The sequence below is a fragment of the Lysobacter sp. HA18 genome (genome assembly GCF_054057595.1).
Map to the genome: position 1 here is coordinate 536,851 of NZ_JBSRZL010000001.1, position 12,700 is coordinate 549,550.

Genomic DNA, 12,700 nt, shown 5'->3' on the forward strand with positions numbered 1-12,700 from the left:
GCGTATGTAGCGGAAGGTCGAGACGCAGCGTTCAGCCGCCGCGCACCCGCAACGTCAGCCCACGCAGGAAGTACCGCAGCAGCTGGTCGCCGCACAGGCGGAAGTTCTTGTGGCCCGGCTGGCGGAACAGCGCGGACAGCTCCGGCTTGGAGATCGGATGCCCCGCGGCCGCGAACACCGCGTGCATGTCGACGTCCTTCAGCTCGAACGCAACGCGCAGCTTCTTCAGCACGGCATTGTTGTTGACGCGCTTCTCGGGCGGGCGCGGCGTTGCATCCTCGCGCGGTCCACGGCAATGGATGACCAGCCCGTCGAGGAACAGGCCGAGCAGGCGGTCGTCGAAATCCTGGAAGCCGGGCTCGTCCTCCTTGCGCAGATAGGCCTGCACATCGGCCTTGTCGAGCACCACGGCCGGGTCGGCCATCTGGACGAGGTTGGCGACGTGCGCGTCGCTCAGGTCCAGCATGTAGCGCACGCTGCGCAGGACGTCGTTGGTGATCATGGGTTTGCGCGGCACGGCGGGAAGACCCGCGCAGGATAAAGGACTGGCGCGGTCAGGCCCGTAATCGTGCCGACGCACGACCGGGCGCGACCGTCCGCAGCGCGTTCAATCGTGCAGCGGGAACGACGGAATCGGCTTCACCACGTCGTAGCTTTCCTTCGACGGCTTGCCCTCCAGCGGCGGCAGGTCCATCACCGGTTCGGTGAGCCGCGCATCCGGCATGCGATCGAGCAGGTCGCGGATCAGCGTCAGCCGGCCGCGTTTCTGGTCGTTGAAATCGACCAGCGTCCACGGCGCCTGCTCGGTATGCGTCGCACGCAGGATGGCCTCGCGTGCCTCGGTGTAGGCGTCGTAATGCGTGCGCGCCTGCAGGTCGATCGGCGACAGCTTCCAGCCTTTCAGCGGATCGGTGCGACGTTCCTGGAAGCGTTCTTCCTGCAGTTTCTGGTCGACGCAGAGCCAGTACTTGAACAGGTGGATGCCGTCATCGACGAGCAGGCGCTCGAACAGCGGCGCCTGCCGCAGGAAGGCGTCGTATTGCGCATCGGTGCAGTAGCCCATCACCCGTTCGACGCCGGCGCGGTTGTACCAGCTGCGATCCATCAGCACGATCTCGCCGGCCGCGGGCAGGTGCGCGACGTGACGCTCGAAATACCACTGCGCGGCTTCGCGATCGGTGGGCTTGGGCAGCGCGACGACGCGGCACTGGCGCGGGTTGAGGTGTTCGGCGATGGCCTGGATCGCGCCGCCCTTGCCGGCGCTGTCGCGGCCTTCCATCAGCACGAGGACGCGGCCGCCGGTGTGCGCGAGGGATTGGGAGAGGGCAATGAGTTCGAGCTGCAGGGGCTCGAGGAGGGCGCGGTAGGCCTTCTTTTTCAGGTGGCTCATGGGCGTTTTCTCGCGCGGCGTCGGTGTAGGACTGTCGCTCGGATGCAGTGCACGTGCTGTTTGCGCTCGTATGCGACGTTGGAGCGGAGGCGTTTCGTGCGCTGTCGCGCCCGAGTCACTTTTCTTTGCTGGTGCAAAGAAAAGTAACCAAAAGAAAGCACCTTCCCCGACGGATCTACCGCTCGCGGCTTGTGCGTCCATACGATCCGCACACTCGCCATCCTGGCTCGGGTGCGGACGGCGCACGTCCTATGCGCCGCCCTTCGGGTCTCTCGTGGATGTTCGCTACTCGTATGGCGCTGGCAGTGCGTCGTGCTGCCGTCAGGTATCCGATTCCGACTGCACGTAGACCTGCACGTCGTCGTCGCTATCGCCGTCGACTTCCAGAATCACGGTGATCGGTCGGCAGCAGACCTGGCAGTCTTCGATGTAGCGCTGCGATCCGCCGCTGCTGTCGACGACGAGGTCGATGGGTTCGCCGCAGTAGGGGCATTCGACTTCGCGGGTGGACAGCATGGGGTTCTCGATGCGCGGGAGAGGGCGGCCGAGCGTGCGCCGTGTGGTGCCGTCAGCGCGCGAATGCCGGGAACGTCGGCAGCTTGGTGATGTCGCGCGGGTCGTGCTGGATGATCACCGTCGCGGACAGGTTCGTCGCCATCTTGCGGAAGCGGTCGAGGGACGCCAGCGATTGCGCGCGGTCGGTGTTCCACGTCGGTACGCCGTCGCTGCGGTAGTTCTCGCGGAAGTGGGTCACGTCGCCGGTCAGCAGCACGTTGCCCATCTTTTCCAGGCGCACGAGCAGGCCGTGGTGGCCCGGCGTGTGGCCGGGCAGGTCGATCATCACGACCGTGCCGTCGCCGAACACGTCGTGGCGGTCGCCGGTGACGGGCTCGACCGTGCCGCCTGCGATCCACGGCGCGAAGCGTGCACGTCGCGCGCCGAAGTCCTTCGCGTCCATGCCGGCCGGCGGGTTGGCCGCGCTCACCGCCCAGTCGCCTTGGCCGATGAGCAACTTCGCCTTCGGGAAGTCGGCGAGCTGGCCGGTGTGGTCTCCGTGGTAGTGGCTGATGCCGACGTTGGCGATGTCGTCCGGGCGCAGGCCGATGCGCGCTAGCTGCTGCACGATCGACACCTTCGGCGCTTCCGGCGCGCCATCGATCGCGTTGCCCGTGTCCCAGAGCAGGTAGTCCTTGCCGTGGCGGATCAGGTAGCAGCTGTAGGTGAGCGGCAGCTTCAGCTGCTCGTGCTCGAAGGTGTCGGAGAACGACGCGACGCTGACCGGTGCCGGCTCGTTGCCGCAGTCGAGACGCGCGAGTGCGACGTCGGCGGCGTTCGCGGTGAAGGCGGCACCGCACAGGGCGACGACGGCGATCACGCACGACGCGTGGGCGATGGGGCGGGGCATGCGCATCGTTGGCTCCGTAGTGGCGGATCAGGACTGGACGCGATTGTGGCCCGGCATCGCTACGACGGACGCTGCTGCGCGTACCACCGGCCGCTTCGCCGACGGCCGGCATCGTGTCGGCGCGGATTCACGATCGAGGTTTGCAGCGATCACGCGCTTCCCGCATCGTGACCGCTACAGCGTGACCTCACGCATGACCGGAATTTCGAGATGACCGACGCCTCCGCCGAACCGCTGTACCGCCTCTACGGAGAGATGGCCGCATTGAAGGCCGTGGTGGGCGTGATGCTGCCCTTCAGTTCGCAGCCGCAGGCGCTGCTGTCGGTCATCGAGTCGCTGGAGCAGGCGACCATGGAGACGCTCGGCGCGCTGCCCGAAAGTCATCCGATGCGCGACGGCTTCCAGGGGACGCTGGAGAACTACAAGCTCATCCTGCGCAAGTCGCTGGAGGATGCGGCGCGGGCGGCGAACGACGCGGAGTAGGTGGGCATCTTCACGCTCTCGCGCTTGTTGCGGCGTGCGGCCATGGAACCCTGTTCGCGGGCTGCGAGTCGTCGTTATTTTTCTATGCCAGTGCAAAGACGAGCAAGCGAGTCAGCGCGCCGATAAATAGCGCGCGATCGGCAAACACTCGACGGGGTACCCGGCGCAGCAGTCGTCGGTGTCAGAACGTCTCATCACACGACGATGGCCGACATTCTGTCGGCCGCGTTCCGTGCACCAAAGCGCGACGTTGCATCCGTCGCGTCACACACACGCCGATCAGGGATGCGCAGTCCGGTCAGGCAGAATCGGTCCGCGTGCGCTATCGCTCGCAAGGACTTGAACTCGCCCCACGCCGTCATTGGCCAGTGCGTGCATGTCGAACCGTGCCGTTGTCAGCGCGAACGGACCATTCCCGACGCCGCTATGGACCGGGAAACGTGTTGGTGTCGGCGTGCAATCGACGTAATCCATGACCTCTTCGCTGACTTCACGGGGCCGATCCTGCGTCACTGTCCCGAACACCAGGGCGGTAGCCGCGCGCGAGCAGGTCACCGCGACATAAGCCGTGAAGTTGCCGTACCGGTCCTGATATCCGCGATCCAAAGCCTCGATGCGGACCTGCATCGGAGGTGGTGCGGGCGGATATGTGAGATCGAAGTCCGCGTGCAGTCCCGTCGCGTTTCCGTAGCAGAAGTAGTCGAGATGGCCCTTGGCATGTTCGACGTATCCGGCTGCTGTCGTCGAAAGGTCGGTCAGTTCAAAGCGGCCGCTGCCCTCGTTGCAGCTGGTGTTGTTGAGCGCGACGTCGAGCTGCGGCTTGGTCGCATCGATCCAGGGCTGAATCGCACCCTCATATGTCCCAAGGTGCAGCACTTGTCCTGAGGGCGCGGATAGCCTCACTGAGAACGATGACGTCGAAGTACGCCCCGAAAATGAAAATGCGGAGCCGGCAGGGTAGCCGCCAAACGCTGTGACAGCGTTGTACGAATACGTTCCTGGCATACCCTGTCCGGATGCGACGTCATTCGTTATGACGGTGGTGGCTGACTGCGCAAACGCCGGCATGGCGATGATCGAGAGTGCGATCACGAACAACACGCTGCGTGGCGAGCAACGACTGACCATGGGTCTTCCTTGATAGTGGCGGCGCGGGCGTTGTAACACGGCGGCGATCGCAGGTCGCTTCGCCGGTCAGGAAACATCGGGAAGTGGCGGCGGCGCCGTCATCGAGACGTTCGCGGTCGCGTTGAGCGCGCCCATACGCAGGTCACGATCCAGCACGACGTACGTCGTCGCGACCATGTCGCCCAGGCGCTGCTTGTGTCGCGATGCGACCACGGCGATGCCGGCCGGAATGCCGCCGGCGAGCAACGGGTTCACTTCGATCAGGCGGAACAGCGTGCGCACGAGGGCCTGCCCCAGCGAAGGACGTCCGCCCGCTGCATTGACGACGCGCGTGCCGGTGGCGAACTTCCCGACCGTCTTGCCGAACAGCATCTCCATCGCGGGGAAATACGCCACGAGCAACGCGATCCACACGACGAGCGTCGCCTGGTATCGCTCGTTGCCGAGCACGTAGTCGGGGATGAGCAGGAACGACGCCAGCACGATGAAATCGATCCACGCGCCGAGCCAACGGCGTACGACGATGGAGGCGTCGTATCCGGCGGCGATCGCGGCGACCGGAAGTGGTGGGCTGCGGTCTGGTTCTTTGTTCGTCATGAGGTCCCCTGGTTTGGTTACGCGCCCGAGCGCGAACGAACGATAACCAAAAGCGGGCACCTTGCCTGTTGGACCTACGGCCGGCGATCGGGCGCGCGCCGCCGCAGGGACTCCGTATTACGACGCCGGGTCGTAATGGAAGACGCGCAGTTCCTGTGCGCAGCGGCACGCTTTGGCGAGTCGGGCGGCCCATTCGATGGCGGCGTCGCGCGAGGGCAGTTCGAGGATGGTGAAGCCGCCATTGAGCTTCGGCCCATCGGGGTATCCGTTATCGACTGTCGTGCCGTCCGCGGAGACGAGCGCGACCGGCACGCCTTCGTCGATGCCGCCGCCGAAGAGGTAGACGCCCGCGACCTTGGCCTGTTCGATCACGGCGTGCGAGTCGCGTACGACGTCATCCCATTCGCCGTCGGGGACGATCATTGCGGGGGCGGGGAAGGAGATCAGGTATTTGGACATATCGCTTTTCCGGTGTCGCGCGCTATTGCGGGCGTGCTGAAGAGCGTTTCGTGCGCTGACGCGCCCGAGTTACTTTTCTTTGCTGGTGCAAAGAAAAGGTAACCAAAAGAAAGCACCTTCCCCGACCAGATCTACAGCACGCAGGTTGTGGCTCCATACGATCCGCACACTCGCCATCCTGGCTCGGGTGCGGACGGCGCGCGTCCTGCGCGCCGCCCTTCGGGTCTTACGCAGCTGCGCAGCGGTTGATGTTCAGGACAGCGGAAGTGGGGCGACACCACCGCGACTCGGGATCCGCCTTACGGCGTCACTGACCCGCTCGTGCGGGCGATGGTTTCATCGAGGTGCCCGACGGGGATGCCGAGGAATGTGATGCGCCCATGGTTCGAGAGCGTCGTGCCGTCGGGCGATAACTCGAGCACCTGATGCATGCGTAGGCCGTGGCGGGGCGCGTAGCGAACCGAGAGCCGCTCGCCTTCCACGGTGGCGACGCCGGGGCCAGTCGCATCGCTGAGGGTGAACGTGTAACGGCCGTCTCCGACCGGGCGCACCAGCCACTCGCGCGAACGATCGGGTTCGCCCTGCATGTGCACCCACTGCGCGACGTGGAGTGTCCCGTCGGCGTCGCGATGGCCGCGGTTGTCGACCGTGTATGGGGTGGCGCGTCCGAAGCCGATCTTCAACCTGCCTGTGCCCTGCGATTCGCCCTCGAACATGGAGAGGGGATCGGCGGCAGCGGGCATCGCGTGGGCGATCAGTGCGGTCGCAAAGACAACGGGGAGCAGACGGTGCATGACTTCGATTAGCGCCTTCGCTGCGTGAGCGGGGCGGGAAGGTGGCTGTGTTCGACTTGGGAAAAAAGCGATGCGTTTCGTGCGCTTGCGCGCCCGGGCTCTTTGCTGGCTGCAAAAAAAGTAACCAAGAAAGCAACTTCCTCGATCAGAGATGCAGCTCGCGACGTTTGAGTTCTCGTCCTGAGCAACGCGGCGCGGAGAAGCCGGGACGCCGACGCGGATCGTGGCACCAAGGACGAGCAGGCGGCGGACGCCGAAAGGCGGAAGCGATAAGCTCACCCGGTCGCTGCGGGGGCAGCGGCGCCCACAACACGCAGCACCACACACCAGGGGAAACCGATGGAAATGCAGAACCCGTACAGCGCTGGCGATGCCGTGATCGCTGCAGGATCGCAACGCGTCTACACCGCCGAGAACGCAGGCAAAGGTCGACGCTTCCTGACGATGCTGATCGACTACGTCGTCTACTACGTGATGGTCATGCTGGTCATGATCCCCGTGATGGTCGTCGGTGGCCAAGACGCTGTCCAAGGTGGACGCGCCTACGCGGTGAGCATCCCGGTCTTCGTTCTCTACTGGACGCTGTTCGAAGCACTCTTCGGACGCACGGTTGGCAAATTCATCTGCGGCACGCGTGTGGTTACGGAGGCGGGCACTGGGCCGTCCTTCGGGCAGGCGCTGGGGCGCACGCTTTCGCGCATGATTCCTTTCGAGGCGTTCTCGGTGCTCTTCAGCGAGGATGCCACCGGCTGGCACGATTCGATCGCGAAGACCAAGGTCGTGCTCGCGCGCTGAGCGTCACGTCGTGACGTGAGAGAAGGGGGCGAGTTCGTTTCCTTACGGGATGAACCCGGCCGCTCCGTTTGCAGAGCGTTTCGTGCGCCGACGCGCCCGAGTTACTTTTCTCTGCTGGTGCAAAGAAAAGTAACCAAAAGAAATGCACCTTCCCCGATCAGGTCTACAGCTCGCGACGTGTAGCTCTGCCGCGATCGCCACACTCGCCATCCTTCGGCCCGCCGCAGCGGCGGGTGCTCACCGACGCGCGAACCTGCGGTTCGCAAGCTGCGCCGGATCGCCAAGTGGCGACGGCGCGCGTCCTGCGCGCCGCCCTTCGGGTCTTTCGTTACGACTCGGATGTTCGAGTCCGCAAGAAGCCAAGTTGAACTCGACGCCGTTAGCGCGGACTACGCGCCCAGCAGTTCGACCTCGAACTTCAGCGTGGCGTTGGGCGGGATCACGCCACCGGCGCCGCGCGCGCCGTAGCCGAGTGCGGGCGGGATGATCAGCGTGCGCTTGCCGCCTTCCTTCATGCCCTGCACGCCTTCGTCCCATCCCTTGATGACCATGCCGCCGCCCAGCGGAAAGATGAAGGGCTCGCCGTGGTCCTTGCTGGAATCGAACTTCTCGCCCTGCTGGCCGTTCTCGTACAGCCAGCCGGTGTAGTGCACGACCACGTTACGACCGGGCTTGGCTTCTGCGCCGGTGCCGACGACGATGTCTTCGAATTGCAGGCCGGAGGCGGTGGTGGTGAAAGGCATGGGACGTTCCTCGTGGGGTGATGACAACGGGTCAGCGAGCATTTTGGCTCAAGCCAACATCAGTTGGGTCGGAGTCGGCTTTCTCGCCACGATGAGAGAAGCGGCGCTCTGACACGTGTTTCTCGTCGGGCGAGTAGAGGCGTTTCGTGCGCTACGCGCCCGAGTTACTTTTCTTTGCTGGTGCAAAGAAAAGGTAACCAAAAGAAAGCACCTTCCCCGACGGATCTACAGCTCGCGACTTGCGGTCTGTCGCGATCGCCACACTCGGCATCCTGCCTCGGGTGGCGACGGCCGACGTCCTGTCGGCCGCCCTTGGGGTCTCTCGTAGCGACGTGGTTAACGAAATCGAGGAAAGCCGACTCTGCCCGTCCCTTCTCGTTCCAGGAAAGGGCACCCGACCCCGATGTCCAGTTTGTGCGTGCACGTGCGAACCAACGTCGAGGGCCGACGCCCAACAGTACTATGCAGCGCTGCTGCGCTTTGCTTGAATCGCCGCGCCCGCACTACGCGGATCGGCCGGAGCATGCGCTTGTCGAACTACCTGTTGAATACCTCGGTGAAGTCCAGCGATCCACGCGCCCTGAGCGACGCGATCGCCAAAGGCGGCGAAGTGCTGGAAGTGGGGGAGTGTGTGTACGGCCTCCCGCTGCCGTGGCTCGCATGTTTCCGCACGGAAGACCTGTCGCCAGGCGCGATCCTTCTCGAGGACGGCGTCGCCGAAGTCGCCTTGCCCTGCGTCGACGTCGCCACTGCACGCGAGCGGCTCGAAGCCGCGGCGCCACTGTTCGAGCAGCTGGCCGAGGGTTCGCCCGCCGCACGTGCATGGCATCGCCATGCGCTCGACGGGCTTGCCGCGTTGCGGCTGCCGTATCTCACGCTCGACATCGGCGGGCTGCTCGCGGTCGATAGTCCCGAAAGCGCGGCCGACATGGTGGAGCGCGCGATCGCATGGGGCGACGACTGGCTCGACGTGTTTACCGGTGAGATCACCGCCTATACCTCCGGTGTGCCGCCTTACCTGCCCGAGGCGTTCCACGCCAACCAAGGCATCGACGATGACACCCGCATCGAGAACACGGTCGCGTTCGATCCGGCGTTCGACCCCAACCCGCTGGCGCGGCCGGCGACCTGAGGCGTACTTCCAGCACGCGTAGCCCGGGTAAGCGCAGCGTACCCGGGACGCACCGCACCGCTCATCGCGTCAAACCGCCCGCGACCGAGTCCGGCGCATCACCCCAATCCACCGGCAACCGCCCGTCGCGCACATACCGATGGAATGTCGAGTGCCGCCAGTCGCGCACACGGCTGACATGGCCATGCTTCAACGGATTGATATGCACGTAGTCGACGCAGGCCGCCACGGCGTCGTCGTCGCGCGGCGTGTGTTCCCAGAACCGCGATTGCCAAGGTGACGGCTGCCCCGGCGCGCACACGCGGCGGGTGAATCCCTTCTTGATGTCCTGCCACAGTCGCGAGTAGTCCCCCGCACCGTCGCGCATGCGCAACACCGCATGCAGGTGATCGGGCAGGACGACCGCCGCGACAATGTCGTGCGGTACGCGCATCCGCGCATCCGCGCCGACCGCCACGCCGAACCCAGCGCCGCGATCTCGTCGACCAGCAAGGTGCTGCGCCGATCCCGCAGCGTCACCGTGAAAAAGAACGTGCCATCGCGCACGCGCATCCGCCGATACCGCACTATTCGCCGCCTCCGTCTATCCAGCGACATGTAGCCCGGGTAAGGCCGCAGGCCGTACCCGGGACGTACCGCCTCGTGGCGTCAGAAAAACCCGGCGTGCGTTGAAGTGTGCGAACGGGTGGAGAAGCACCCGGGTGCGCTGCGCTTACCTGGGCTACGCGGATCCCGCAGCGTCACCGTGAAAAGAACGTGCCGTCGCGCACGCGCATCCGCCGATACCTCACCATCCGCCGCCTCCGCCTATCCGGCGACATGTAGCCCGGGAAGGCCGCAGGCCGCACCCGGGACGTACCGCCTCGTGGCGTCAGAAAAACCCGGCGTGCGTTGAAGTGTGCGAACGGGTGGGCAAGCACCCGGGTGTGCTGCGCTTACCCGGGCTACGCTGGCTCAACCGCGGCTTAGTTCGCGGCGAATTCGAGCAACGAGCGAGTCAAGATCCTGGAAGATCGTTTCCTCGTTCACCCCAAGCGCGTGTAGATCGTCAAGAAGCTCCCGGCGACGTTGGTGGGCAATAACGACACGAAACAAGTGGCGTGAGTCTTCGGGAAACCAGGACTCTAATGGCGCTGTATCGGAGCCATGCAGAGTGAAGCATCCCAGTTGACTGCGAATGCGTGCATTTGTGTAACGCGCCTCTACAGCAACCGGAAGTCGCGGGAGTTCGAAGTGATCCAGAGCGTCGAGGGCTTCAGGCAAATAGGAGTCGAGGTTGAAGTGTCCGTTTGGAGTCTGAACTACTCGGCTCGCCAAGCCCCCTGGACAAAATGTTGCGTCAACTCCCAGCGTAAGCAAATTAAGCTCGTAAGGGAGCATCGCCCAAACGGCGCAATCATTCTCGCCATTGGTCCCCTGCAGGGCGAAGTAAAGCGCGTGCAGAGGAGACTTAGTCCAGTCGAGAAGGCGAGTCGGCAACCCGTGATGTTGCATCAAGCTGTACAAATCCCAAGGGTTGTCGGGCGTGTCAACCACGTGTGCCTTGTAGCCAACGAGGAATGCATGGACAAACGAGCATTCTTCGGCGATTACGTCCGGGCGATATAGGCCCGGGACAAGCTGAAAGCTCTTGTCTCGTACGCCGCGAAACCAAAGTCCGCCCCCGGAAAGGCGCTGCAGCTGCGTCAACACTGAGAGATAGCTCGTAAGGCTGTCGACTTCCTTTGAAGGAACATCCTGCATGTCATTTGGTCACGAGGTTTTCGGCAACTGGAAGTGATGCAATATCTCGAATGAAAAAGGGCTCCGCTGGGGAGCCCTCTCTGTAACTCAGCGGGAGCCGCTCACCCGCACTTGCTATACCCACAATTCAAGCAAGTAGCACACCCATCCATCAGCACCAGCGCCTTCGTGCTGCACTTGTGGCACATCGTCGCGCTCGGCGGGAAGCTGGTGCCGTCGCCGGTGACGGAGACGCTTTCGTTCGATGCGGGCTGGCTGGCGCGTTCGTAGGCGGCGCGCTTTTCGGCGATGTGGGCGCGCTGGTGCTCGCTCATCTCGGGGTCGTGGATCATGCCGATCGACTTGAGGTGGTCTTCGACCACGGCGCCGATCTCGGCGACCAGGCTCGGCATGTAGACGCCGCCGGCCTTGAAGTAGCCGCCGCGCGGGTCGAACACGGCCTTCATTTCGTCGACCAGGAACGTGACGTCGCCGCCCTTGCGGAACACGGCGGACATGATGCGGGTGAGGCCGACGATCCACTGGAAGTGGTCCATCGACTTCGAATTGATGAAGACCTCGAACGGGCGACGCTGCTCGTGCTCGGTGCCGGCATTGAGCACGATGTCGTTGATCGTCACGTACATGGCGTGCTCGACCAGCGGCGTCTTGATCTTGTACGTCGAGCCGATCAGCACTTCGGGGCGCTCGAGGCGCTCGTGCATCTGGATGACGTCGGCGGTCTTGGGTTCCACCGGGGCGGGGCTCGTGGCCTGGGCGTCGCGCGCGCGGTCTTCGGCGCTGATCACGGTGTAGCCCTTGATTTTCTTTTCGATCTTGACGGCCATCGGCCCGTTCCCCGTGCTGCTTTCTGTTGTTGATTGATGGACGCGTCGCGCGGTGCGCCGTGTCGCGGAATCGAAGGAGCCGGCGGCGAACCGCCGGCTCCGGGTTACTGCGTGTTACGCGTTGGCGCGGCTGTCGCTGGTGCCGCGGCCGCGGGTGGAACCACCGCGCGACGCGCCCTTGCGCGCGCCGCCCTTCTTGGCCGCGGTCTTGCGACCGGCCGTCTTGGCGCCGCGCGTGCCCGCCGACTTCTTGGTGGCGGACTTGCGCGCCGTCGACGTGCGACCCGACGACTTCTTCGCAGCTGTGCGCGTGCCGGCGGCCTTGCGGGCGCCCGTCTTGCGCGTCGCAGCGCCCTTCTTCGCGGCGGCCGAGCGACGTGCGCTGGTCGCAGCCTTCTTCACTGCACGACCGGCACGTGTCACGGCCTTCTTGGCGGCCTTCTTCGCAGCGCCGACCTTGCGGGTCGTCGCGGCCTTCTTGCCGGCGGCGACGCGCGTGCTCGACTTGCGACCCGTCGTGCTGCGCGAACCGGCGGCCTTGCGGGCGCCCGTCGCCTTCTTCGCCGTGCTCTTGCGTGCACCGGCCTTCTTCGCGGTGGCCTTGCGGGCACCCGTCGCCTTCTTCGCGCCGGCCTTCTTCGCGGCCGACTTGCGCGCGCCCGCCTTCTTGGCGGTGCCACGCGACGCGGCGGCGGCGGTGCCTGCCGACTTGCGTGCACCGGCCTTCTTGGTCGCCTTCTTGGCGGCCGACTTGCGCGCACCGGTCTTCTTGGTGGCGGCGCGGGCTTCCTTGCGCGCGGCGGCGCTGGTGCGTGCAAGGCTCTTCTTCGCGGTCTTGACGGCGCGACCGACAGCGCCGGCTGCGCTGCTGGCGGTCTCGCTGACGCGGTCGACTGCGGTGCTGGCGGTATCGGCGATCGCGCTGCCGATGTTGGTGGCGGTCTCGGCGACGGTGCTGGCCGCGTTCGACAGCGTGGCGGTCACTCCATTTCCATTGCTCATGGGAACGCCCTCCTCGGGGCTTTGTTATGCGGAATCGGGATAACGGGGATGTAGCGTTATCGCGGCGACCTATACCGTCGCTGCGCACAACACGGTGTGAAAACTACGCGTACTGCATCGGGGTTTTTGACGGGACCGATGCGTTCCTGACGAAGCGACGGAACGCTGCGCTCCTCGCGCGCCGGGTACGTGGCCCGGCGCG

Annotated in this window: 17 protein-coding genes; 4 read left to right on the top strand and 13 right to left on the bottom strand. The window is 65.0% G+C overall.

All coding sequences use genetic code 11. The features are described from left to right. Positions 1-31: 31 nt before the first annotated feature. The 4 genes from ACVWWW_RS02660 to ACVWWW_RS02675 form a co-directional block, all read right to left on the bottom strand. Complete coding sequence (locus ACVWWW_RS02660; RefSeq protein WP_027083993.1) at positions 32-502, bottom strand: DUF1456 family protein; 471 nt, start codon at positions 500-502, stop codon at positions 32-34. A gap of 105 nt (positions 503-607) precedes the next feature. Continuing rightward, the gene (gene ppk2 / locus ACVWWW_RS02665; RefSeq protein ID WP_027083992.1) at positions 608-1,390 is read right to left on the bottom strand and encodes a polyphosphate kinase 2; all 783 of its coding nucleotides are present in this window, start codon (positions 1,388-1,390) and stop codon (positions 608-610) included. A 321-nt stretch (positions 1,391-1,711) separates the two neighbouring features. Continuing rightward, complete coding sequence (locus ACVWWW_RS02670) at positions 1,712-1,906, bottom strand: CPXCG motif-containing cysteine-rich protein (protein ID WP_027083991.1); 195 nt, start codon at positions 1,904-1,906, stop codon at positions 1,712-1,714. A gap of 52 nt (positions 1,907-1,958) precedes the next feature. Next, positions 1,959-2,801, bottom strand: a complete 843-nt coding sequence (locus ACVWWW_RS02675; protein WP_196804429.1) for an N-acyl homoserine lactonase family protein — start codon at positions 2,799-2,801, stop codon at positions 1,959-1,961. 204 nt (positions 2,802-3,005) lie between these two features. Here ACVWWW_RS02675 and ACVWWW_RS02680 point away from each other — a divergent pair, with 204 nt between their 5' ends. Continuing rightward, positions 3,006-3,278 (top strand): hypothetical protein, encoded by a 273-nt coding sequence (locus ACVWWW_RS02680; protein WP_027083989.1) that lies wholly within the window; start codon positions 3,006-3,008, stop codon positions 3,276-3,278. A 279-nt stretch (positions 3,279-3,557) separates the two neighbouring features. Here ACVWWW_RS02680 and ACVWWW_RS02685 read toward each other — a convergent pair whose 3' ends face one another. From ACVWWW_RS02685 to ACVWWW_RS02700, 4 genes are all read right to left on the bottom strand, one after another. Continuing rightward, the gene (locus tag ACVWWW_RS02685; RefSeq protein ID WP_155914449.1) at positions 3,558-4,406 is read right to left on the bottom strand and encodes a hypothetical protein; all 849 of its coding nucleotides are present in this window, start codon (positions 4,404-4,406) and stop codon (positions 3,558-3,560) included. A 66-nt stretch (positions 4,407-4,472) separates the two neighbouring features. Further along, complete coding sequence (locus tag ACVWWW_RS02690; protein WP_051235591.1) at positions 4,473-5,003, bottom strand: RDD family protein; 531 nt, start codon at positions 5,001-5,003, stop codon at positions 4,473-4,475. 117 nt (positions 5,004-5,120) lie between these two features. Then, the gene (locus ACVWWW_RS02695; RefSeq protein WP_027083987.1) at positions 5,121-5,462 is read right to left on the bottom strand and encodes a YciI family protein; all 342 of its coding nucleotides are present in this window, start codon (positions 5,460-5,462) and stop codon (positions 5,121-5,123) included. A 299-nt stretch (positions 5,463-5,761) separates the two neighbouring features. Beyond that, positions 5,762-6,535: a hypothetical protein gene (locus ACVWWW_RS02700; protein WP_155914448.1), complete on the bottom strand. Its 774-nt coding sequence runs from the start codon at positions 6,533-6,535 to the stop codon at positions 5,762-5,764. Between the two features lie 60 nt (positions 6,536-6,595). Here ACVWWW_RS02700 and ACVWWW_RS02705 point away from each other — a divergent pair, with 60 nt between their 5' ends. Continuing rightward, entirely contained in the window at positions 6,596-7,051 is a 456-nt protein-coding gene (locus ACVWWW_RS02705; RefSeq protein ID WP_051235587.1) for an RDD family protein, read from the top strand. A 389-nt stretch (positions 7,052-7,440) separates the two neighbouring features. On the opposite strand, the gene ACVWWW_RS02710 is transcribed toward ACVWWW_RS02705, so the two are convergent. Beyond that, positions 7,441-7,794 carry an FKBP-type peptidyl-prolyl cis-trans isomerase gene (locus ACVWWW_RS02710; protein WP_027083986.1) on the bottom strand — a complete coding sequence of 118 codons (354 nt, stop codon included), beginning with the start codon at positions 7,792-7,794 and terminating at the stop codon, positions 7,441-7,443. A gap of 523 nt (positions 7,795-8,317) precedes the next feature. Between ACVWWW_RS02710 and ACVWWW_RS02715 the strand changes: the two genes are divergently transcribed. Next, positions 8,318-8,926: a hypothetical protein gene (locus tag ACVWWW_RS02715; RefSeq protein WP_027083985.1), complete on the top strand. Its 609-nt coding sequence runs from the start codon at positions 8,318-8,320 to the stop codon at positions 8,924-8,926. A 61-nt stretch (positions 8,927-8,987) separates the two neighbouring features. On the opposite strand, the gene ACVWWW_RS02720 is transcribed toward ACVWWW_RS02715, so the two are convergent. Beyond that, the gene (locus ACVWWW_RS02720) at positions 8,988-9,359 is read right to left on the bottom strand and encodes an REP-associated tyrosine transposase (RefSeq protein WP_051235585.1); all 372 of its coding nucleotides are present in this window, start codon (positions 9,357-9,359) and stop codon (positions 8,988-8,990) included. On the opposite strand from ACVWWW_RS02720, the gene ACVWWW_RS02725 reads away from it, so the two are divergent. After that, positions 9,306-9,527, top strand: a complete 222-nt coding sequence (locus tag ACVWWW_RS02725; RefSeq protein ID WP_456998761.1) for a hypothetical protein — start codon at positions 9,306-9,308, stop codon at positions 9,525-9,527. The two genes, ACVWWW_RS02720 and ACVWWW_RS02725, sit on opposite strands and share 54 nt — an antisense overlap. A 353-nt stretch (positions 9,528-9,880) precedes the next feature. Here the strand turns inward: ACVWWW_RS02725 and ACVWWW_RS02730 are convergent, their stop codons facing one another. From ACVWWW_RS02730 to ACVWWW_RS02740, 3 genes are all read right to left on the bottom strand, one after another. Continuing rightward, positions 9,881-10,618, bottom strand: coding sequence for an FRG domain-containing protein (locus ACVWWW_RS02730; RefSeq protein WP_456998625.1), 738 nt, complete (start codon positions 10,616-10,618; stop codon positions 9,881-9,883). Between the two features lie 152 nt (positions 10,619-10,770). Beyond that, entirely contained in the window at positions 10,771-11,496 is a 726-nt protein-coding gene (locus ACVWWW_RS02735) for a TSCPD domain-containing protein (RefSeq protein ID WP_027083984.1), read from the bottom strand. 114 nt (positions 11,497-11,610) lie between these two features. Further along, positions 11,611-12,498, bottom strand: a complete 888-nt coding sequence (locus tag ACVWWW_RS02740) for a hypothetical protein (protein WP_155914447.1) — start codon at positions 12,496-12,498, stop codon at positions 11,611-11,613. Between the last annotated feature and the right edge of the window lie 202 nt (positions 12,499-12,700).